Source organism: Streptomyces sp. NPDC097595 (assembly GCF_044761525.1).
Lineage (GTDB): Bacteria > Actinomycetota > Actinomycetes > Streptomycetales > Streptomycetaceae > Streptomyces > Streptomyces drozdowiczii_A.
This window is the reverse complement of sequence record NZ_JBIWCN010000028.1, coordinates 50,104-72,019: the sequence shown is the minus strand read 5'-3', so window position 1 is coordinate 72,019 and position 21,916 is coordinate 50,104. Positions and strand designations below refer to the sequence as shown.

The following is a 21,916-nucleotide window of genomic DNA, read 5'->3' as shown; positions in this document are numbered from 1 at the left end:
GCACTCTTTCAGCGCCGGAGGGCACGACCCAGGGAGGGAAGGTCGGGCGGGCGAGCTCATCGGCCGACTGAAAACGTCACGCCGATCCGACCGCGACTCGAACCGTGAGACCGCGTACACCCTCCCCGGGCCCAGCGCCTGGCTTGTGCTCGCCGATGAACTGAGCGCGGTTGGCGCACTGAGCACCTCCGAGACGATGCCTTCAACGGGCCGTTCCTCCTGTCCACGGCTGTTCGCCTGCAGCCCCAGGCCCAGCGCATTCTCTGTCGGTCAAGGGCGCGTGCACGAATTCGTCTGGGCGCACGGGGCGGTGTGACGTCTGGAGAAGACGGCGTGAGCCCGGTTTCGGAAAGAAGAAGATCTTCGGCGGCTTCTGATGAAGAATCGGCGGCAGGGACACCGCTACGGAGGAACCAGTCGTGAACGTGATGCGCTTCGACACTGGCGCCGGGGACTTCGCCCTCAGCATCCAAGAGGAGAGCGTGCAGCTTCTCCGGGGCATGGGCACGATCTGCCTCCAGATGGGCCTGAAGGTGAAGGCGCCGGATCCCACCACGGAGGGCCGCAGGCTCTTGGCGTTGCAGGTCGATCTCTACGGCACCGGACAGCCGTACCAGCGAACGCTCATCGGGCGGGTGACGGAGATGCTCCCGTTCAGCCCCAAGATCGGCGCCGCGAGCACGGTCCTGAAGTTCCTCCTCACCCCGGCCCAACTCCACGCCGTCAACGAGGCTCGCCTTGGTGGAGATCTACGGATGGAGCTGGAAATCACCGGCACGCTTCCTCAGGCTGCCGGCTACCCCGGGAGCACGACGGAGGTATTGCATTTCAGCGTTGCCAAGAGCCGCTGGATCGATCAGATCAACGCACTCGGTCCTTCCGTCGCCTTCGAGATGCAGGTCCCGTTCCCTCTTCAGGACGACCCCCGCGCGGAGCCGGCCCAGCGTCTGCGTGCCGCGCAGCGTCGTCTCCTGGAGGACGACATCGACGGCGCGATTCTGGAAGCCCGCAGGGCCCTGGAGTGGATCCGGCTTCACAGCGGATGGACCTGGCCTCTCAATAAAGATCCCCGCCAGCGCGGCAAGGACGAGCGGTGGGCGGCGATCCGCGTGGCCGTGGAGGACCAGAGCAGTGGATCGGTGCATGAGGACGAGGTCACGAAGACGTTCACGTACAGCCGGGACGAGGCCAAGGCGCTGATCGCCATTGCCGCCGCGCTGCTGACAGTGGTGGACAAGCCCGTCTGAGTCGTTGGACTCGGGGTGACAGTAGAGTCCGTACATGGTGACGCGACTGGGCAGGATCGAAGCCCTGCTGGGCCGGCGGCTCGATGAACTGGACTACCAAAGCATCGCTGAGCTTGTGGGCACTCCTGAAGCAGCCGAGGGCGAAGACCTCGACTACAAGCAGGCGCACTACAGCCAGGACGAGCGGGGTCGCGAGGAGCTGGCCAAGGACATCGCTGCTTTCGCCAATCACACAGGCGGGCTCCTCGTCATCGGGATGGCGGAGAGCAGAGGCGTGCCCAGTCGGGTGTTCGACGTTGACTTGGACGATGCTCGACTACGCCATATCCGACAGGTCATCGTGGCCAATACGGCGCCGCCTGTTCCCTACGAGCCCATCCCTGTCCACAACCCCGACGCACCGGGCAACGGCTTCCTGCTGCTGGCCGTGCCACGCAGTCCCGCTGGCCCGCACGCCGTGACAGCCCCCGCGAGCAAGTCGTCCAGAGACGTTCTGCGCTACCCCCGGCGCGGTGGCAGCAGAACCGAGTGGCTGACTGAAACCGATGTCGCCACCGCCTACCGCGCACGTTTCACCGCAGCGGCCGAGCGCGGACAGCGCCTCGCCGACATCGAAGAGGACCTGGTCGACGCCCTGGCGGCTCGCACCACACCGCATGTGATTGTCACTGTGGTTCCCGAGCAGCCCGGCGACATGGTGATCGATTCCGCGCGATTCACCCGCTACCAGCGAGAGCTCCTTGGCACTCAGCTCTACCTCGGGCAGCCAGCCAGCAACTTCGGTCGGGTGAACGTCGGTCCGCGGCGGCTGATCGTGACAGATGGGGGCGGCAGGTACTCCGCGCGCGCCGAGCTGCACCGCGACGGCAGCGCCACCATTGCGCTGCCCTTGAATGGGCGGATCCATGTGGGCGACTACGAGGAAGCCCAACTCCACACCGCGGAGCCCGGAGACGTCGTGTATCCGTTGCTGTGCGCCCTGCCTTCCTTGGCAGCCCACGCACGCGACCGGGCAGCCGCCAGTGGTCTCGCACAAGCCAACGTCACCCTGGTGGCTGACATGGCCGCACATCCGACGCAGGCCCGGGTTATCGATCTCGATCGGCCAGACATCGTGCCTTTCCGTGTTGACCGGGTCGATCCGGCGACAGGGCGGCCGCGGCCACTGACGGCTGAGTACTACCCGCACGCTACGGCAGAAGCCGGCGTCCTCCTTGACGACCTCGCTGACTGCGAGCGCGGTCTCCTGCAAGCCACCGCCGTCCTCGCCGACGAACTTTTGCAGACCTATGGCTATCCCGAGACCGGGCTCATTACCCGCGCAGGGGAGCTCAACCCCACCGGCTTCTCAGAGCGCACCTCAGGGGCCGTCACCGAATGGGCACAGCAGCGCGGTTTGCTGTGACCAACAAAAGTTGGAGCCCCAGTCAGCTTCGCTCTGACCGGGGCTCTTTTTCCGTTCACCGTCAGGCGGAACGATGCTGCTGTGATGGGTCGTTTCTGTGCGGCGGCGCCATCCTCGGCAGCAGAGGAGGCGTGTCTGCCTTCGGCGCTAACATCACGGACAGCCGCCAGGGGATTGCGGGCGTGCGGTACGAGCTGCACGACCTTCTCGGCGACGTTGCGAGCGAGGTCGTCGAGGACGGACTGGTAGATGGCTCGCGTGATCCGGGTATCGGAGTGGCCGAGAGTCTCCGAGACGACCTTGATGTCGACGGGACTCGCCAAACAGGGCGAGTACCCGGTCAAGGTGCTGCGCCTCGGCAACGCCTACCGGGTGGTGACGGCTGACCTGTTGAAGCTGCTTGGTCTGGAGCGCCGGCAGCCCGGCGGAGACTAGGTGCATTTCCAGCGGTGCCTCTCCAGGGTGAGGACCGCCTTGGCGGTTGACGTCATGTGGCTGGGCCTAATTCGGGAGCTGCGGGAGACGCGCCAGGACGGATCTTGAGCAGGCCGGAGGCCTGCGCGGTCAGGAGGCCGATCACCGCGGTGGTGTAGGCGTGTGCCGTGCCGACCGAGATCTCGACGCCAGCGGCTACCTGAGTCGGGGTGTCGTGCTTACGCAGGTGCACCAGAGCGACGAGCGCGCGTTGGTGCGGCGGGAGCTTGCAGCGGCGATCACCCTCGCGGGCGACGATGGGGGCTTAATTAACCCCGATCTCGAATGACCGTCAAAGCAGATCAAGCCCAGACCCTGGAGGTTCCCTGAATCCGAGGATCAGAGGAGGTGCCGGTTCGGCGCCTGTGCTGCGTTTGCGTACTCCGGCAGTGCAAGAACTGTGACGCCGGCGTCTTCGAGGGTCTCGGTGCCATCGGCGCCGACGACGAACGTATCGGGTTCGCTCCATGCGGTGACGACGCGGCGGAGGCCCACGTCGCGGATGAGCTGGGCGCAGGGGCGAGGTCGGGATGCCCGCCTGGCGCACGGCTCCAGGGAGCTGTAGATCGTGGCGGTGGCGAGCCGGGCGTCCTCGGCGGGGAGCTTGGCGAGGGCCCCTTCCTCGGCATGGTCGTGGGGGTCGCTCTCACGGGAGTAGCCGCGGGCGAGTTCGGTCCCGTCGGCCGCGACGACGACTGCCCCCACGCTGAAGGCGGTCTCCGAAGGTGGGCAGAGAGCGGCCAGCTCACAGGCGAGGATGAGCCAGTTCCGGTCTGCAGTGTTGGGCTCGCGGCCGGTGCCGGGGGCGCCGGCTGAAGAGGTGGCGTTCATCGGGGCTCCGTCGAGGTGTCCTTAGGGGCGTACGTCAGGAGTACCACGTCGCCGATCTGGCGGGTCTCCAGGAGCCGGAGGCGGGCGGCGGGGCCGCCAGGGTAGCTCGCGGGGCCGAGCATCCTTACCGCATCGAACTGGCCGACCAGGAGCGGGGCGATGACTAGTTGGAGTTCGTCGGCAAGAGCGGCTTCGAGGAGCTGTGTGTGAACGGTGCCACCACCTTCGACCATGAGCCGCTTGACGGCGTACTCGTCACCGAGGATGTCGAGCGCGGTCGGCCATACGGCCTCCTCGGGGACGCTCTGAACGGTAGCCAGGTCACCGAGGTTGCCGCGAGCCTTCGCGGTGGCCTCGTGGCCCACGGCGAGGACGAGCTTGTCTCCGCCGTGGTGCCAGAACTTCCAGCCGGGATCGAGGTTGCCCGTGCCAGTGATGGTGACCTTCAGCGGGTATTCGGGCTCACCGGCGGCGACCCGGGACGCCCTGCGTTCCGCCGAGTTGACGAGGAGGCGCGGGTTGTCGGCGCGGAGTGTGCCAGCGCCGACAAGGATCGCGTCGACACTGGCGCGTACGGAGTCGACGCGTTCGAAGTCCTCCTTGTTGGAGAGCAGGAGCCGGTTCTCGCCCGGGCGGGTGTCGAGGTGGCCGTCGATTGATACAGCTGCGGACAGCAGGACGTACGGGCGGGGCACGGTATCTCCAGGCGGTGTGCGCGGGTGGGTCAGGCGGGATGCAGGACGATGCGGTCGAGTGAGGCGCGGAACTCGGCGACGCCGTCCTCGCCGGTTGCGGGGGCCAGTGCCTGGTCGAGCCGGTCGAGCTGTCCGAAGATGCGGGCAGACCCGGTCTCGGCGGCGATCCCGACGGCCTGCCCGCCGATTCGGGCAGCAAGGCTCACGTTGCCTGTGCCCGCATGGGCACGTGCAGCGCGAGCGAGGTAGACACCGCGGTCCCGGCGATATGCGGACGGGAGCACTGCGAGGGCGCTGTCAAAGCCTGCCGCGGCCTGCTCATACTCGCCGAGTGCGGCGAGGGAGCGAGCTCGGGCGGTGCTGATGTACGCCGCATCGAGCCAGGAACCCCAGACACCGTCGGAGCCCGCGCGCCCGAGAAGAGCAAGCGCGGTGTCGTAAGCCCTGTGGGCTTCGCTGCCTTCACCGAGTACGGCACGCGCGTGGGCCTCGTGCAGAACGGCGATGACTTCGAGGCGGCTCCCGGGGCGGGCGGTGCGTCGGGCGGCTGCGGCGAGGCCGAGAGCGTCGACAGGATGACCGGTGTCGACAGCGAGCTGTGCCTTACGGCCGAGGATGTACGCGGTGAGATCGGTGTCGCCGGTGATGTGGGAAGCGTCCAGTGCTTTCGCGGTGTGGCCGTGGGCGGTGCGCTCGTCGCCGATGTCCTGGGCGAACCAGCCTGCCAGCTCTTCGTATCGCGTTTCCAGGGCGAGAAGCTTGATGGCGTCGGTGCCACGAGCGGATCGACGTCTTGTGGCAAGGGAGACGAGGTGTTGTTGCAGGGCGGGCAACACGTGCCGGGGGCCGATGAGGTTGTCGGTCTGGATCATGACCCGGCGGAGTTGCGCGAAGTGCTCGAAGGGAGACCCCATGTCGGCGAGTTCGGTGGCAGCCGCCGGCGTCGCGGCCGGCATGGCTGTCGCAGCCAGGCCGGCGATCCCTGAGGCGAGAACGACGCGGCGGGGCACGGGCACGAAGAGGATCCTTCCGTGGATGCGGGCGGGGACGACGACCGTGTCCGTGTCGTCTCCAAGCGAGCCTGCCCGCACGACCGCGTTCATGGCCAGGGCCTCCGGGGCGCTGGCCCCATGGCTCCGTGGACTGGCCCCATGAGTCGCTGTCCCGGCTCTGGACACCGGGACAGAGCAATCCTGGGGGGCCTCGCGCTCCGCGCTGTCCCAGCCACGAACCAATGCACCGGCGGCATCGAGGATGTCGTCGAGAGTGGTGGCCGCATGTTTCGGGACGGGACGTTCAGCGCGCTCGAAGCGCCCGAGGTGTGAACGGTCGATCAACGCCCTGCGAGCCAGAGCCTGCTGTGACAGCAGACGGGCCTCACGGAACTGGCGTAGCTCGTAACCCCAGCGGTGCCATGGGCCGGCGTCCGGAGTCAGCTCGTTCGGCTGCTGCCCCACGCTTCCTCCTCCACCGTGGACTTTCGTTCACCCGCGGTCGATGTCAGCGACAGGGGCGGCTCTCCATGGGGCCTGCGGAGCCAGCGTGTGAGGCTCCATCCAGGGCCTGCCCACCGGGGTTCCGTACCGCTTTCATCGTCGGTACGAGCTGATCACACGGTATCCGAACGGCGCCTGGCACGGACCTGATTCACGTCAGTAGCGAACGTAGTGGTCGGTCGGACCGAACGCATTGCGCAACCGTCGGATGAGCCCTGCGCGGGCTGTGCGCGATCTAGGGGAAGGCGACCATGAAGACACGTAGAAGCCTGGGCGAGATGATCGCCGTCTCCAGTCCGAGGGTCAGCCTGATGGGATCCCGGAACGGGACGGACGCCGAGACTGCTCGAACCCAGGAGTGGCACCGCAAACCCGCCCCGCTGGAGCGTCCGGCGCGCAGCGGCGAGCTCGTCCGGCTCCGTCAGCAGTTCCGTCGCAAGGCGAACGAAAGGTGCGACCCCCGCTCCGGTGATCGCCGTCTCCGGGTGTTGGCGTACAGCTTGGTGCTGAGCAGGAGTGCCAGGCCGGATGAGGACTGGAACACTCTCCAGACCGAGGCTGAGCAGCGTGGCTACGCAATGGGGGCGAGGTTTCACGACGTAGCCGTTCCCGTGACCACGACGTGCCTCCCCGGCTCGGGTGCCGGCTGTGGCGTCTACACGCCGCCCTGGAAGCGCCCTGGCTGGGGGGAGGTCGAGCGACTGATCCGAGGCGGCTTCGCGGACGGCGTGATCGTCCTCGACCGGCACAACATCAGCTCCGATGACGACGAGTATCGCGCTGTGATCAAGGAGCTGGGTGAGCGGTACCAGGCATTCATTCACCTCGTGATCCCCGAGGAGCTGTCCGGTCCGACTTGAAGGCGACCGTTGCGGTGGATGGATGCGAAGGGCTGGGGCTGGAGACAGGCCAGCGCTCAGGTTCTCCTCGTCGTCACCGTGTTCGCAGTGCTCGTCACCGTCTACCAATCCGCCTGATCGGAGGGCCGTTTTGACGTTCGAGGGATACACCGACCAGGCAATACGTTTCCTGCCGCTCTGTGAGGTGGGACTCGACCTTCGCATTGTGCCTGCAGGTGACCCGCAGGGCGCGGCATGACCGCGATTGAAGAGACCTGCGCGTGCAGTGGTCGTCTCACCCGGATCCCTGCTTCGTCGTCGAGTTAAGGAGAGACCACTCACGCTCGAGGGCGACCGCACTGCCACCACCCTGGGGCGCTTCTACGGCTACGGCGAAGCAGAAATAGCGGCCTTCATGGGGCGGTGCCACAAGTCCCCCTCTTCGGCCGTGCCCGAACCGTGTTCCCCCACGGCACCGTAGCTGGCCGAAGAGGGCCCAACTTCCCACCCGAGAGGACGAGCACCATGTGTGCGCACAACCCGCCGTGCCCCACGGCCATGGCTCCCGACAGGGAGGCCGCGCGCCCCGTCGCGCACCGCCCTGAGCAGGGCTGGAGCCTGCTGTGCAACGGAGTGCTTGTCTTCGAGGTTATGTCGATCTCAGGCGCGGCTTACGGACCTGAGCTGCTCGCTTGCGAGTTGGACATGTCTTCTCAGCAGTCCGTGAGGGACGGCGGCACGAGCTCACTCTGCGCCGAGGTGCTTCTCCAGCAACGTGACGCCGTAGCTCTTCCCCCCGTCGCCGTTCTTCGAGGGTTGCTCGCCGACCACCGTGTACCCCGCGTCCTCGTAGTACCGGCGCAACCGCGTGTTGTTGGCCAGGCAATCCAGTCGGCAGATCGCCCGGCCGGCCACGAAGATCCGCCGCTCGGCTTCAGCCAGCATGATGAGTCCGGCACCGGACGGCGCCGTCACGCGGTCGACCATCAGCCGGTGCACGTAGCCGGCGACCGGTGGTTGCTCTCCCCATGCGGGGAGGTCGTCCCACCACAGCTCCCATGCCCCAGCGGTCGGACCTTCCGGCCCAAGCGTGGCGATCCACACTTCCCCGTCGTGCAGGCGTGTGCGGAAGTGCGATCGTCCCAGCTCGCCCGGCTTCCATTGATCGATGCCGCGCTCGATCTGCCAGTGTGCAGCAGCATCTCGAAGGCGAACGAGTTCGGAGAGGTCACTCTCATCGGCCTGTCGGAAGGACATGGGCAGGCTCGAAATGGTGTTCGTCATGAGACTGATCTTGCCTCACGCCTGCTGAAGCAGGGGTTGCTCCTCTGGTTCGGTCTCTGTGCCCGTGTATGTGGTCGGGTTCAGCAGGGTCCAATCACGGCGCTCGATGGCTTACCAGCCAGGGTGCGGAGGCGGCGGATCTCGCCGTGGGCGGTCTCCAGTTTTCGGGTGAGGTCGGCGACCTGGTCGCGTAGTTGCCGGTTGCGTTCGAGCGCGGTCTCCAGCCTGCGTTGCAGGGAGGCGTCGCTGGCCGCGTTCCGGGGGCTGCGGTGGAGGGCCGGGGCTCGCTGCTGGAGCTGGTTGATCGCGGTGATGAGGTCGGTCTGCGTGTATAGCCAGGACCTGGAGACACCGGCCGCGTTCGCGATGCCGACGACGGTGGGCCGTTCGTTGCGGCGGGCGGCTGCCTTGATGGCTTCTTCGGCGGCCTCGCGTGTTTGTCTGCTGCGTGCTTTCGACGCTTCGACGAGGAAGCGGGCGTTGTCAGCCGGTGGCATTGAGATCGGTCACCTTTCCGCCGGCCAAGATCTGTTGCGGTCCGGCCTGTTCCAGGGCGTCGATGATCGTGTCGAGCTTGCCGAGCGTGCGGGTGTTCTTCTCGACGATGCGCGACAGGCCGGCTTGTTCGGCGTCGCCGATGAGCTTGCGGGTCTCTTCCCGCTGACGTCGGTGTTGGTCGAGGAAGTCACCGGTGGTGATGAAGAAGCGGCAGTCCAGGCAGGGGTTCGCGTACTCGCAGTCTGTCTGGATGGGAGCCCCGCAGTAGCCGTTGGGGAGGCTGACTTTGGCGCGGACCAGGGACAAGCGCATCCAGGTCGCATCGGCAAGCGGATGGTTTACCGGCAGCGCGACGGCTTCGCCTTCGGCGTTGACCTTGAGGGACTTCTCCCAGTGCTCGCGCAGGGTCTTCTGGTGCAGCCGGGCGTAGATGGCCGTCATCTGCGGCGACATGTGGTCGAGCAGTTGCTGGACGATGTGCTGCGGGACGTTGGCGTTGATCAGTCGGGTGCCCAGCGTGTGGCGGAACTGGTGGAAGGTCACGCGAGCTGGGAGGCCGTGCTCGTCGATGAGGCGGATGCGCTCCAGCCAGGTCTCCATCTGTTCGCGGCACCAGGTGTCCGAGACGGCCTTGCTGCCGTTGAGGTTGGCCATCCAGCCGGGGAACAGGAAGCGGCTTCCGGCGGGGAAGCGGGCCTGGACGCGCTTCTGTTGTGCGGCGATCTCGTCGGCCAGAGCCTGGCTGATCGGGAAGAACGCGATCCGGCCGTGGATCTTGTGGTTGACCCAGGTCAGGTAGGGGGCGCCGGTGTCATCGTGGGTGACGCAGTCGAACTTCAGCCGCCGAGCGTCTTTCATACGCAGGCCGCAGGAGATCAGCAGCGGGACCATGAGGCGGAGGTCGTCGGTGGAGATCAGCGCCAGGCTGGCGGGGTTCTCCATCTGCCGCATCAAGTGCTCGGAGATCCACCGGGGCTTGGCCGGCGGCGGAGGCGGAGCGTCGTTGTAGATGATGGCGTCTCGCGGCAGGACCGGCTGCCAGTCGTGGGCGCGGGCATCTGCGAGGAAACGGCCGAGCGCGTTGATCGTGGCCCGGCGGGTGAACACATCCGGGTAGTCGACGGCCAGGGCGGCGAGCCACGTCTCGATCCTGGCGCGCGTCAGGTCGGACGGCGCGGCGTTCGGCGGCAGATGCCGAGAGAGATGGTGCAGGGAGCGCAGGTTTCCCGCGACGGTATTGACGCTGATGTTCGTGCTGAGGCGCCAACGGCACCATCGTTTGACCAGCTCGCGCAGCCAGGGCTGGGATATGCCGCCGAAGCGCAGAAAGCGCGTCTCTCCTTCAGCCAGGGCGAAGTGCCGCAGGTCCCACACGTCGCGCGGATACTGGTCGGCCCACGGATCATCGGCGATGAGCAGGTGCTCCAAGGCGAAGCGGGTGTCCGCGATGAAGCGCAAGGCCACCACATTGTGGCCGTGGCGATTTCCGCCGGGTCCGAGCGGCGCGACGTGGTCACGCCAGGTGCTCTCGTCCCAGTCCAGCAGGCTGGTGATGGGTGCCTCGAAGGCCCAGGTGACCGCGCGCCGGACGTCGCGGGCCGGGGTGAAGCGCAGTCCCTCGTCGAGCCGGTGTTGCAGGCCGAACTGGAACTCCAGGCGCAGGGCGGGGGCCAGCTGTTCCAGGCGGATCTTCGGGTCTCCGCGGTGAGCGAGGTCGTCGGACCAGGTGTCGAGGGCCGGTCGGCCGTGCTTGCACCACCGGTTGTGGTGGGTGTGACACAGCGGAGCGTCGGTGCTGTCGGTCCACCGCGGGCAGTCGGGGAACTCGCAGGTCCGCTCGGCGGACCAGGGCTTGCGCGGCGGTTGATAAAGGGTCCGTCCCAGCCAGGTTCCAAGAGGTGGGCGTCCAGCGTGGTTCCACCGCGAGGCGTGGCGGTGACACAGACCGTGGGCGGCTCGGGCTCGGTTGCACCCGGCGACCAGGCAGGCCGACACCTGGCGTCGCTGGCGCAGTCGCGCGTCCTCCTGTGCGGACCAGCCGTCCAGGTCGACCGGGCGCCCTGCCGCCGCCCAGCGGTGATGGTGGGTGCGACACAGCTTCAGCCTGCCCATCGTCAGCGTCGTCGGACAGGACGGAATACGGCACTCGCCCGGGAAGAACACCGGGCTCTCCCGCGGCGGACAGAACACCTCGGCCCGGAACTCCGGGCGCACCGTCTCCATCAGCCTGGCCAGCAGGCCGGCGGCGCCTGCACTCGTGCGGGGCGTGTTCACCGGGCCGGTGCCCCGTCCTTGATGATCCCGGCCGAGAGGAGTACCAGGCGATGATCCTCGACATCGAGGTGACTGTAAATCTCGGCGGTGGTCTGCGTACTGGCGTGACCGAGGAGCTCGGCCACGACCTCGATCGGCACCTCGGCCCGCAGCAGCCGTGTGGCGTAGGTGTGCCGGCAGGCATGCGGCGAGAAGTGCGTGATGCCGGTCCGCTTCTTCAGGCGTTCCACCAGTTCGTTGACGTTCGCCCGGGTCATTGGCGAGCCGATCGGCGCGCGGAAGAGGTTGGCGAACACGAAGTCGCAGTCCAGCGTGCCGTACTCGCTCTCCATGTAGGCGGCGTAGCGGTCGAACAGCTCCGGCCGCACCGGGACGATCCGTCCCTTCATGCCCTTGACCCTGGCACGGTTGGCGTTGTTCTCGCGTGGAACGACGTGCACCTCGCCCTTGCGGAGGTTCAAGTCAGCGTGCCGCAGGCCCAATGCCTCGCTGATCCGCAGCCCCGAGTCGTCCAGGAGCGCGATCAGGAAACGGTCCCGGCGCCGGGAGCAGGCACTCATCAGCCGCTGGACCTCGTCATCGGTCAGCGTCCGGGGCGGCTTGCGGTGGGCGTGGATGCGGATCGGGCTGTACTCGACCTCACCTCCTCGCTGGGTATGCGCAAGCATCGGCGTGTAGGAGCCTGTCGGCCGCCTGGCCAGCAGATTTCCCAACAGCGCGGGCACTCTCTCATCTCGCCGGGCGTGAAACCGGTAGAAGGACGCGAGCGCGGCCCGCTTCCGCTGCAACGTGGTGTTCTCCAGCGCCTGGCCGACACCCGGCAGCACGAACACCTCCGGCGCGCGAGCCGGCTTCGGACGGCGCAGCCAGTCGAAGAACTGGGCGACCACCTCCAGCCGCAGGCGCCGGAAGTCCAAGCCCATCTGCCCCAGCCAGACGAAGAAATCGCGCAGGTCGTAGGCGTAGCCCTGAACCGTGTTCGGCGATGCACCCCTCGCCGTCAGGTACGCGAGGAAATCCTCCACGTCATCGACGGGCAAGCCGTCGTCCCCCACCACGGTGTACGAGACCGGACCGTCTTCGGACAACCGCAGCCTCTGCACTACGAACGACACACCGCACCCCAGGCCGACATGGACAGGCGAACAGAACCCGTCCATGTAGCACCGAAAGGCCCCTTCGTGGCAGCGATTTGGACATCAAAGACACCCACAAGACTGATGGACATAGTCGAGGACACCGGAGAACTCCTCCCCGACGGCCGAATCGTCGCCCCCCACCGGCCGCTCGCGCTCACGGTCGGAAGCGCGGCATGACGATCACCGCAGCCGACCTGGTCGTTCCGTACATCACCGCCCGTGAAGGCGAAGAGGCGGACTCCCTCCTCAACCTGAACGTACGCATCGGTCCTGACCGGCGCCCGCGGCTCGGGTACAAGGACGAGGCAGGGCCCGACCGAGATCTCCGCGGCGTGCTGTGGGCCCGGTACTCCATGTCACTCGGCTTCGCGGGACAGCCCACCGGGAACCCGAGGTGGCGGCTGGTGCACCCGCTCCGCCAGCGCATCACGATGGCGCTCCTGCGCTGCCAGGTGTGCACGGTCCCGCTGAAGCGTAGCGACGGCATCCTCTTCGTAGAGACGGCCGACGACGGCGACGACTACACCGGGCCGGTGAAGACCGCGCAGCCGCCGGTGTGTCTGGAGCACGCCCGGATGGCGGCCCGGCGGTGCCCCCGGCTCAGGAGCAAGGGACACGTCGCCCTGCTGGCCACGCGGTTCCCGCTCTACGGCGTCATCGGCACCCCATACCAGTACACCGCCGACGGCATCCAGCCCCTCGCCGCCTCGGACGCTCCCTTGCCCTACAACCACCCCCAGATCGGGTGGTTCCTCGCCTCTCAGCTCGTACGCGAACTGCGGGACTACGAGGTCGTCAGCCTGGACGATCTTGTGCCCGCCGCATAGACGGCTGCTCGACGGTCCTGGGCAAAGGACCGGACCGTCGAGCGGCACCCCAGGGCTTCCCGGCCGGACCATCGGACCGGGATGGCCAGAACCTGAACCCATGGCGCAGCCCCGTCGCTACGCCACGGTCCTCAGTGCGCTGGCAAGCACCACCTGTCCTACACACCAACGAATCACCTGGAGTCGTTATGATGCGAATCGTCCCCAAGAGCACCACCCAGGTCCAGGAGTCGGCGGCCGGCGGCCAGTCGGACGGGTTCGACCTGAACGTCTCCCTCCTGGAGGTGTCCGACGCGGCCGGGCTGACCGTCCTGACCGACGACGGGTGCGGCAGCTCCTGCGGTGCCTGCGTCACCTTCACCGACTGACCCTGACCGTCTGAACCCGGTCATCAGGTCATGAACCGCGGTCGGTGCTGTCGCGCTACTCGGCGCGTCGGCTCCGACCGCCCCTCCAGAGCACGAAGGGACACGTCACGTGGCTATATCCCCAGCGTTCAAGGCGGGCGCGACCGCCCTGGTGCGCGCAGCCGCTCGACCGTCGGTGACCCAGCTTCCCCTACCGGACTTCGACGACCGGTCCTTCCGAGCCGAGGAGTTGGAGGAAGTCACCACCGGACGCCTCGCCTGGATTCGCAGCATCTGGCACGACCCGGGCATCGCACAGGCCCTCCGCCATGCCAGCCCGGTTCTCGCCGCCGAAGTCGAGGTCCTGGAAAGTGCTAACTCCCCTTCTACCCGCGAAGTCCGCCGCGTTGGAGTGTCGGTGGCGCGCTACCTCCTGCGCGCGCTGCACCGACCCACACCGTTCGGACTGTTCGCCGGAGTCACCACGGCCACCTTCAACGCCGAGCCCCACTCTCGCTGGGGCCAGAACCACGTGGTCGTGGCCCGCGCCGGTGCGGAGTGGGTGGGGAGGCTGATCGAGCAGTTAGAAAGGAGCGGAGAGCTGCTGCCGCTCCTGTCGGTCGTCGTCAACAACACCACCTTCGAGCGCGACGGCAGTCTCGTCGTCCCCTACCAGGACGACGGGCCGACCGGGCAGCGGCGAGCGGTCGAGGCGTCCGTCGAGCTGTCGGCGCCGGTCCGGCTTATCCTCCGCGCGGCTGACGCGCCGATCCGGATCGGGGAACTCGCCGAGAAGCTGATGGCCGAGTTCCCGGCCGTGGCCCCGGAGCGCGGCAAGCGGCTCCTCGCGGGCCTGGTGCAGCGGCGCGTGCTGATCACCAACCTCCACGCGCCGGCGACCGAGACCGACGTGCTCGGTCACCTCGTCACCCAGCTCGACGCGGTCCGTGCCGAGGACATTCGTCTTCTGGCACCCGTCGTCCGGGAGCTACGCGCCGTCCACACCGGGCTGGAGCAGTGCGGCACCACAGAGGGCCGGGACGCCGTAGCGACCCGGATGCGCGATCTGGTGCCGGGCCTCCGCCGTCACCCGCTCGCCCTGGACCTGTGCCTGGACGCCACCGTGGTGCTCCCCGATCTGGTCGCCCGCGAGGTCGAGCGCGCCGCCACGATCCTCACCAGGATCTGCGCCCGCCCGTACGGCACCGAGCCGTGGAACGAGTACCACCAGCGGTTCTACGAACGGTTCGGCGTCGGCACGATGGTGCCGCTGCTGGAGGTGGTCGCGGACAGCGGCATCGGCTACCCCGACGGATACCCGGGCGGGCCGACCGGAGCGAGCCGCCGGCGCCTGTCGCCGCGGGACGACGTGCTGCTCGGCCTCGCCCAGGCCGCCGCGCTCGACGGCCGCGACGAAGTCGTACTGACCGACGAGATCGTGGCCGCCCTGGACCGAGGCCCGCAGGAGCCGCGGATACCGTCCCACCTGGAGGTGAGTGTGCGGCTGCACGCGGCCACCCTCGCCGAAGTCCGCCGTGGGCGGTTCACCGTGGAGTTGACCAGCGTTTCACGCGGAGCCGGGGTTACCGCCGGACGCTTCCTCAGCGTCCTCTCGGCCACACAACGCGAGTGCCTGCGCGCGGAGTTGGCTGACCTACCCACGGCTGACGAGGGCACGGTGGCGGCGCAGCTTTCCTTCCCCGCGCTGCTGCCCGACAGCACCCACGTCACCCGAACCCCGCGCGTGCTGCCGTTGGTGATCAGCCTGCAGGAGCACCGCGCCCCCGACGCCGCAGTGCTCTCGCCGGCGGATCTGGCGCTGGCGTGCGACGGCCGCCGGATGTACTTGGCGGCTCCGGACCGCGGGCTGCGCGTCGAGGCCGTCGGCATGCATGCACTGAACCTTGCCGAGCACACCCCGCCGCTGGCGCGGCTGATCACCGAGGTGTCCCGGGCGCAGAACGCCCAGGTCACCCGGTTCGACTGGGGCGCCGCCGCAGCGATGCCGTTCCTCCCTCGCCTGCGCTACGGCCGCATCGTGCTGGTCGCGGCCCGCTGGAGGTTGGAGGCCGGCGACCTCCCCGACCGTCACCGCCCCGGCGCGGACTGGGACGCGGCGCTGTCCGGCTGGCGGGAGCGCCGGCGCCTGCCGCAGCACGTGCACCTCGTCCAAGACGACCGGCGCCTGCCGCTCGACCTCGATGAGCCCGGCCACCGGAGCCTGCTGCGCCAGCACCTCGACCGCGCCGGTACGGCGCTGCTGACGGAAGCCGCTCTTCCCGGGGCGGACGGCTGGACCGGGGGCCGGGCCCACGAGATCGCGGTGCCCCTCAAAGCGGTCCGGTCTCCGGCCTGGCCTGCCCTTCCCACGCCGACCACCGCCCGCACGCTCTCCCCAGCCCAGATCCAGACCCCGGCCACCTCCCCAGTGCTCCTCGTAGCCCTGTACGGCGACCCGCGGCGTCAAGACGCCCTGCTGACCCGGCACGTGCCCGACCTGATGCGGCGCCTCGGCTTTCCTCGCTGGTGGTACGTCCGATTCCGCGACCCCCAGCAGCACCTTCGCCTGCGGATCGCGCTGCCGGACCCGGAGGACTTCGCCGACACCACCCACACGGTCAGCGTCTGGGCCGACGAGCTGCGGACCGCTGGGCTGTTGGCGGACCTGCGCTACCCCACCTCCTACCGCGAGACGGGCCGGTGGGGCTCCGGACCGGCATGGGACGCGGCCGAGGCCGTGTTCCGCGCGGACTCACTGGCCACGGTGGCGCAGCTCGCCCAGCCCGTCCGGCCCGCGCAGCGCACGCTCGTGGCCGCGCACTTCTTCGCCATCACCTCCGCCCTCCTCGGCAGCCCGGACGCCGGCGCGCGCTGGCTGATCGACCACATCGAGCCGACCGCACCAAACCCGGTACCCCGCTCGCAGTTCACCGCCGCCGTGCGGCTGGCAGACCCGCGCGGTGACTGGGCGGCCCTGCGGTCAGCGCCCGGCGGCGCCGCGATCGTGGACGCCTGGGCCGAGCGCACCGCTGCGCTCGCCGCGTACGGGCCGCACCTGTCCGGCCCCCACGCCGACGGCATCGCCGTGGACGGCGTGCTGGCCTCCCTGCTGCACGTCCACTTCGTGCGGCATGTCGCGGTGGACTTCCCCGAGGAAGAGGTCTGCCAGTACTTGGCCCGGGCCGCCGCCCTGGCCTTCACCGCCCGTGCCGGGAGGCGACCGTGACCCACACAGCAGCCGCGGTGGCCGCCGCCATCGCCGACCGGCTCGCCCACCCCGACCAGGCGCCGACGGCGGCCACTGACGACGCCAGCCGGCAACACCTCGCCTACGGCCCGACAGGCATCGCCCTGTTGCACATCGAACGCGCCGCGGCCGGGCTTGCCCCCTGGCAGCGCGCCCACGACTGGCTGGCCGCCGCGACCCGCGAGCCCTTCACCAGCGGACCCGACAGCCACCCCTTCTACGGCGCCCCGGCGCTCGCCCATGCCGTGGCGTGCGCCGCCGACCAGCTTCCGGACTCCTACCGGCGCGGCCTCGATGTGCTGGACCGGCAGGTGACGGCGGACGCCCGGAGGCGCCTTGACCTCGCGCACCGCCGGATCGACGCCTCGCAGCTTCCGGCGCTCGCCGAGTTCGACGCCATCCGGGGCCTGAGCGGGTACGGCGCCTACCTGCTGCGCCGCGACCCGGCGGGCCCGGTGACCCGGGCCGTTCTCGACTACTGCGTGCGCCTGACCGAGCCGGTCATCCACAGCCGCGAACGCCTGCCGGGCTGGTGGGTACTGACCGGGCCGTCCGGCCGTCCGGACGACCACTTCCCCGGCGGGCACGCCAACCACGGCATGGCGCACGGCATCGGCGCGGTCCTCGCGCTGCTGGCGCTCGCCGCCCGCCGCGGCACCACCGTCACCGGCCACCATCAGGCGATGCGCACCATCCTGGCCTGGCTGGAGCGGTGGAAGGTGCCCACCGGGCGCGGCACGGCTTGGCCGTACTGGATAACCCGCGAGGAACTGCGCAGCGGGCGGCCCGCGGCCTCGGCACCGCGGCGGCCGAGCTGGTGCTACGGCACCGCGGGCTTGGCCCGTGCCCAGCAGCTCGCCGCGCTCGCCCTCGGCGACAGCGATTTCCAGGTCGAGGCCGAGGCCGACTTGCTGGACGCGCTGAGCGACCGCGTGCAGCTTCGCGTCACGACGGACAACGGCCTGTGCCACGGCTTCGCCGGTTTGATCCACATCGCGGCGCGTGCCGCCGCCGATGCCGACCGGGCCACCGCCGGCCAGCTCCGCGCAGCCATCCCCGTCCTTCTCACCGTGCTGGTCCCGCCCGGCTCCGCCCCCGGCGACGCCGCCGCCCTGCTGCTGAAGGACGCGGCGGGCGCCGGTCTCCTCGACGGCGCCGCCGGAACCGCGCTGGGACTGCTCACCGCGGACAGCACGGACCCGCCCCGCACGGCCTGGGACGCCTGCCTACTCACCGCCTGAACCCGACCGAAGGACTTCTCGATGTGCCCCGACCGCTGGCAGCAGCACAACATCACCTTCCCCGACCAGGACACCGGGCGACGGGCTGTCACGGAACGCCTCGCCCCCGTTTTGCTCGCCGCCGAGGCCGACGGGCAGTTCAGCGGCTGGTGGTTCATGAACAAGCAGCCCTGGCGCCTCCGGTACGTCGCCGACCAGCCGTCACCGACCGTGCTGACTCTGCTGCACGAGTGGGTGGCCGACGGCACCGCACAGTCCTGCACGACCGGGAACTACGAGCCGGAGACCGAGGCGTTCGGCGGGGCGGACGCCATGACGTCCGCGCACGCCCTCTTCCACGAGGACAGCCGCCACCTGCTCACCTATCCCGTCAAGGACGGGCACCTGGGGCGGCGCGAGACCGCCATCCTGCTGATGAGCAGCCTGATGCGCGCCTCGGGTCTCGACTGGTTCGAGCAGGGCGACGTGTGGGCGAAGGTCTCCGCACTACGCCCCGGTACCGGCACGCCCGGGTCTCCGCGCCTTACCTCGGCAATGCGGACTCTGATGACCACCGAAGCCCGCAGCCTGTGCCGCGAGCGCGGGCCGCTGGACGGCCACGGCGACTGGGTCGCCGCCTTCGAGCGTGTCGGCACCACGCTCGCCTACCTTGCCGCCCAGGGCGACCTGACCCGCGGACTACGCGCCGTCATCGCGCACCACGCCATATTCCACGCCAACCGTGCCGGTCTGCCGTCCGCCGACCAGCACACCCTGTTCAACATCGCACGAGAGGCAATCATGGGTTCGAGTGAAAACACCGCGTCAGCAACAGAATCAGGCTTTGCGGCCCATAGCGTCAGCACGGTGAACACCGACACACTCACCGCCCCCGGGGCCAACGCCGAACAGCTCCGCAACGCCCTGGTCGACCAGATCAAGGCCGACGGCCACGCCCGCACCCCCGCGGTCGAGGCCGCCCTGCGCACCGTGCCCCGGCACCTGTTCGTCCCTGACACCTCGCTGGCCGACGCCTACGACAACAGCCCGGTCAACGTGAAGTACGACCCCGAGGGCACCTCGATCTCCTGCGCCTCCCAGCCAGCCGTCGTCGCCCTCATGCTGGACCAGCTCGAAGCCCACCCGGGCGAGCACATCCTCGAACTCGGCGCCGGTACCGGCTACAACGCCGCCCTGATCGGCCACCTCGTCGGCCCGAGCGGACACGTCACCACCATCGACGTCGATGACGACCTGGTCGAAGGCGCCCGAGCCCACCTCGCCGCCGCTGGAGCCACCAACGTCGAAGCCCTGACGCGCGACGGCGCCCTCGGCCATGCCGAAGGTGCCCCGTACGACCGGATCATCGCCACCGTCGGCGCGCACGGCATCCCCCACGCCTGGCTCGACCAGCTCGCCGAGGGCGGCCGACTCGTCACCCCGCAGCGACTCACGGGCAGCGTCTCGCGCTCCATCATCTACGTGGCGCGCGAAGGCCGGTGGCATTCGGTCGGCTCGGAGATGAACACCTTCATGCCGCTGCGCCGGGGCATCGCCGACGACGACCGCCGCGCCGTGCCGCTCAGCACGGACGGCGCCGTGCGCCTCCAGGCCCCGGCCGGCCTGGCGCTCGACGCCGACGCCCTTGCCGGTGTCCTTGACCAGCCGCGCGTCGAGGAGTGGACCGGGATGACGGTCTGCGCGGGGGAGTCCCCGGAATGGATGGAGCTGTTCGTCTCCTGCGTCGTGCCATCCGGGCTGATCCGGATGCTCTTCCCTCAGTCCGCCAAGGGCACGGTGCTGACCGATGACCCCTACCCCTCGGCCACGGCCGCCGTCGAGAAGGGCGCCGTCACCTATCTCGCACGGCGTCCCTCGGAGCAGAAGACCCCCGAGGGCGACAAGCTCTGGGAGTTCGGCGTCATCGGCCACGGCCCCGGGAGCGACGAGCTGGCCGCCAAGGTCGCCGAGGCCGTCCGCGCCTGGGACCGCGAGTACCGCGGCCGGGTCGCCACCTTCGAGATCCTGCCACTCGACGCGCCCGCGGACGAGCAGCCCGGTGTCTTCGTCCTCGGCACCCCGCTGAACCGCGTCCGCGTCACCTGGCAGTAGCTGATCCGCCTGCGTGGTGCCTGCCGACAGGCCGGCGGGCACCACGCGGCCCTTCCCCGCTCCTCGTCGTCTTCATCCCCGGGGGACCTCATGGACCTGAACGGACCCATAGCCCAGCGCTTTCCGCTTATCTACCGATTCCGACCCGCGTGCCTGCCCTTGCCCCGGCGCGTGCACGGCTTGGCCGAACTCGCCGACGCCGCAGCCGCAAAGGCTGACCAGGGCCTCGCCTCGGCCGTCTACAACCAGGCCGCCCTCATTGCCTCCGACCTAGGGCTGCCCGACCTCGCGCGGAAGATGTGCCACCAGCACGCCGCCGCCTACCTCCACGCCACCCCCCTGCCCGGCATGACCGCGATCCGCGCCCTCGAACCCGTGGTGAACCTCGCCCGCCTCCAGATCCGCGCGGGCGCCGCCGACGACGGGCGCCACCGTCTGCTGCACCTCTTCGACGCCGTCACCAAAGGCACCAGCGCTCAGTTCGAGGGGGTCCACGTCCCGGCCGACCTCACCCTCACCGACAGCGACCGCCACGAGGTGCGCACCTGGCTGTGGAAGGTAGTCCTGGCCGACGGCACCCGCACCCTGACCACGGCCGGCCGCTGGGCGGAGGCGCTGGCCCACATCGAGGAACACCGGGGCATCGGGCAGCGCATGCTGGACGGCCGCCAGGTCGCCGTCCTGGCCGCACTCAGCCACACCCCCACCGACGCCGCAGCGCTCATCACCATGACCACACCCGGAGAACGCTGGGAGAACGCCGTCACCGGCTGCCTCGACGTGATGTGCAGAAAGGCCCTTCGCGGCCCGGCCGTACCCCTCCTCGACACGCTGGTCGAGGACTACGTCGAGCACCAACCCGACCAGGGCATGACCGTCTTCGATACGCGCCTCGGCCTGACGATCCTGGGCCTGCTGGAGCCGCACCAGGAAGACGCAGCGCACCGGATGGTTGCAGAGCTCCACCGCCGGGCCGCCGCGGCGACCGACGGCTACGCCGCTCGCGAGTGTTTGGCTGACCACCGGTTCACCAGCCTCGCCGAGCCGCACCAGATCGAGGCGGCCCGACAGCTTGTCCGTGCATGCGCGCTGGGCAGCGGCAGCCTCCCCGAGCCCTGGCTCGCAAGGATGACAGAGGCATTGCGGGGCAGCGACGAGGTGATCCGCGCCAGCGTCGGACACTCCCGCCCACAGCAGGAGGGACTGGTGCACCGGGCTGAGGCGTAACGCCTGGGCAGCCAGAGCAGCCCACCCTGCCCGGCGTCGAGCACCAGGGGAGCCAGGGCGCGTAGCGACGCTCATCGTCGGTAGAGGGCTCTATGAGCGACGAACTGAACAGGTAGGAGAGAGGCCAGACACAGCACGTCCCGCGAGTCGGCTCGCCGATCACCTCAACCTCTCTACGCTGGAGCACCATGAGGAAGGTCGCCATCGTCGGCTGCGGAGGCAGTGGCAAGTCCCACGTGGCCCGTGAGCTCGGCAGGGTCCTCGACGCCCCGGTGACGCACCTCGACGCCGCGTTCTACGACGACCAGTGGAACGCGTTGCCCATGAACAAGTTCACCGACGTGCAGCGCGAGCTGGTCTCGCAGCCGCGGTGGGTGATCGACGGCAACTACAACTCGACGCTGCAGGTACGGCTCGAAGCCTGCGACACGGTGGTCCTGATGGACGTGTCGACCGTGGCGGCCCTGTACGGGATCTTCTCCCGGCAGATCCGGCACGGGGCCGGCCACAAGGGCAACGGAGTGCACAACCGTATCCACTGGGGCGTGATCAAGTACGTCGCCACGTACCGGCGCAAGATGCGACCCCGCGTGATGGCGAAGATCGAGGAGTTCGGCGCGGGCGCCGACGTGGTGTTGCTGGCCAACCGGCGCCAAACGCGCCGCTGGTTGCGGAAGGTGGCCGTCGAGCAGTCCTGACCGGCTCGCGCACCCCTGTCTGGGGGCGCGGGATGAACGAGCCCAATCCGTTTGTC

16 protein-coding genes and 3 pseudogenes are annotated in these 21,916 nt (G+C 69.1%); 12 read left to right on the top strand and 7 right to left on the bottom strand.

The window, feature by feature from the left end:
* The first annotated feature begins 419 nt into the window (after positions 1-419).
* The 3 genes from ACIQZN_RS32580 to ACIQZN_RS32570 all read left to right on the top strand — a co-directional run bounded on the left by ACIQZN_RS32580 (position 420) and on the right by ACIQZN_RS32570 (position 3,087).
* Positions 420-1,247, top strand: coding sequence for a hypothetical protein (locus ACIQZN_RS32580; RefSeq protein WP_404001761.1), 828 nt, complete (start codon positions 420-422; stop codon positions 1,245-1,247).
* A gap of 34 nt (positions 1,248-1,281) precedes the next feature.
* Complete coding sequence (locus ACIQZN_RS32575) at positions 1,282-2,652, top strand: helix-turn-helix domain-containing protein (RefSeq protein WP_404001758.1); 1,371 nt, start codon at positions 1,282-1,284, stop codon at positions 2,650-2,652.
* 303 nt (positions 2,653-2,955) lie between these two features.
* Positions 2,956-3,087, top strand: a complete 132-nt coding sequence (locus ACIQZN_RS32570) for a hypothetical protein (protein ID WP_404001755.1) — start codon at positions 2,956-2,958, stop codon at positions 3,085-3,087.
* Positions 3,088-3,190: 103 nt separating this feature from the next.
* Here ACIQZN_RS32570 and ACIQZN_RS32565 read toward each other — a convergent pair.
* The 3 genes and pseudogenes from ACIQZN_RS32565 to ACIQZN_RS32555 form a co-directional block, all read right to left on the bottom strand.
* Positions 3,191-3,385 (bottom strand): annotated as a pseudogene (locus tag ACIQZN_RS32565) (transposase family protein); the annotation flags it as partial.
* Between the two features lie 80 nt (positions 3,386-3,465).
* A pseudogene (locus ACIQZN_RS32560) lies at positions 3,466-4,652 on the bottom strand (dihydrofolate reductase family protein).
* A 29-nt stretch (positions 4,653-4,681) separates the two neighbouring features.
* Positions 4,682-6,109 carry a helix-turn-helix domain-containing protein gene (locus tag ACIQZN_RS32555; protein ID WP_404001752.1) on the bottom strand — a complete coding sequence of 476 codons (1,428 nt, stop codon included), beginning with the start codon at positions 6,107-6,109 and terminating at the stop codon, positions 4,682-4,684.
* 290 nt (positions 6,110-6,399) lie between these two features.
* Here ACIQZN_RS32555 and ACIQZN_RS32550 point away from each other — a divergent pair, with 290 nt between their 5' ends.
* Together ACIQZN_RS32550 and ACIQZN_RS32545 are read left to right on the top strand one after the other, a co-directional pair.
* Positions 6,400-7,008, top strand: a complete 609-nt coding sequence (locus ACIQZN_RS32550) for a hypothetical protein (RefSeq protein ID WP_404001749.1) — start codon at positions 6,400-6,402, stop codon at positions 7,006-7,008.
* 504 nt (positions 7,009-7,512) lie between these two features.
* Positions 7,513-7,635, top strand: a pseudogene (locus ACIQZN_RS32545) (DUF5999 family protein); the annotation flags it as partial.
* Positions 7,636-7,731: 96 nt separating this feature from the next.
* On the opposite strand, the gene ACIQZN_RS32540 reads toward ACIQZN_RS32545, so the two are convergent.
* The 4 genes from ACIQZN_RS32540 to ACIQZN_RS32525 form a co-directional block, all read right to left on the bottom strand.
* Positions 7,732-8,271, bottom strand: a complete 540-nt coding sequence (locus ACIQZN_RS32540; protein WP_404001746.1) for a GNAT family N-acetyltransferase — start codon at positions 8,269-8,271, stop codon at positions 7,732-7,734.
* Positions 8,272-8,351: 80 nt separating this feature from the next.
* Entirely contained in the window at positions 8,352-8,768 is a 417-nt protein-coding gene (locus ACIQZN_RS32535; protein WP_404001743.1) for a DUF6262 family protein, read from the bottom strand.
* Positions 8,755-11,043: a tyrosine-type recombinase/integrase gene (locus tag ACIQZN_RS32530; RefSeq protein ID WP_404001741.1), complete on the bottom strand. Its 2,289-nt coding sequence runs from the start codon at positions 11,041-11,043 to the stop codon at positions 8,755-8,757. Before ACIQZN_RS32530 ends, ACIQZN_RS32535 begins: the two co-directional genes overlap by 14 nt.
* A complete protein-coding gene (locus ACIQZN_RS32525; RefSeq protein ID WP_404001738.1) occupies positions 11,040-12,158 on the bottom strand; it encodes a tyrosine-type recombinase/integrase in 1,119 nt (372 codons plus the stop codon). Before ACIQZN_RS32525 ends, ACIQZN_RS32530 begins: the two co-directional genes overlap by 4 nt.
* Before the next feature lie 197 nt (positions 12,159-12,355).
* Here ACIQZN_RS32525 and ACIQZN_RS32520 point away from each other — a divergent pair, with 197 nt between their 5' ends.
* The 7 genes from ACIQZN_RS32520 (at position 12,356) to ACIQZN_RS32490 (ending at position 21,860) form a co-directional block, all read left to right on the top strand.
* Complete coding sequence (locus ACIQZN_RS32520; protein WP_327272348.1) at positions 12,356-13,009, top strand: hypothetical protein; 654 nt, start codon at positions 12,356-12,358, stop codon at positions 13,007-13,009.
* A gap of 188 nt (positions 13,010-13,197) precedes the next feature.
* Complete coding sequence (locus tag ACIQZN_RS32515; protein ID WP_404001735.1) at positions 13,198-13,377, top strand: FxLD family lanthipeptide; 180 nt, start codon at positions 13,198-13,200, stop codon at positions 13,375-13,377.
* A 109-nt stretch (positions 13,378-13,486) separates the two neighbouring features.
* Positions 13,487-16,582 carry a lantibiotic dehydratase gene (locus tag ACIQZN_RS32510; RefSeq protein ID WP_404001732.1) on the top strand — a complete coding sequence of 1,032 codons (3,096 nt, stop codon included), beginning with the start codon at positions 13,487-13,489 and terminating at the stop codon, positions 16,580-16,582.
* Complete coding sequence (locus tag ACIQZN_RS32505) at positions 16,579-17,844, top strand: lanthionine synthetase C family protein (protein WP_404001729.1); 1,266 nt, start codon at positions 16,579-16,581, stop codon at positions 17,842-17,844. Before ACIQZN_RS32510 ends, ACIQZN_RS32505 begins: the two co-directional genes overlap by 4 nt.
* 21 nt (positions 17,845-17,865) lie before the next feature.
* Positions 17,866-19,935, top strand: coding sequence for a methyltransferase, FxLD system (gene fxlM, locus ACIQZN_RS32500; RefSeq protein WP_404001726.1), 2,070 nt, complete (start codon positions 17,866-17,868; stop codon positions 19,933-19,935).
* Positions 19,936-20,025: 90 nt separating this feature from the next.
* Positions 20,026-21,162 carry a hypothetical protein gene (locus ACIQZN_RS32495; RefSeq protein WP_203183109.1) on the top strand — a complete coding sequence of 379 codons (1,137 nt, stop codon included), beginning with the start codon at positions 20,026-20,028 and terminating at the stop codon, positions 21,160-21,162.
* Between the two features lie 188 nt (positions 21,163-21,350).
* Positions 21,351-21,860: a topology modulation protein gene (locus tag ACIQZN_RS32490; protein ID WP_268208987.1), complete on the top strand. Its 510-nt coding sequence runs from the start codon at positions 21,351-21,353 to the stop codon at positions 21,858-21,860.
* Positions 21,861-21,916: the final 56 nt, after the last annotated feature.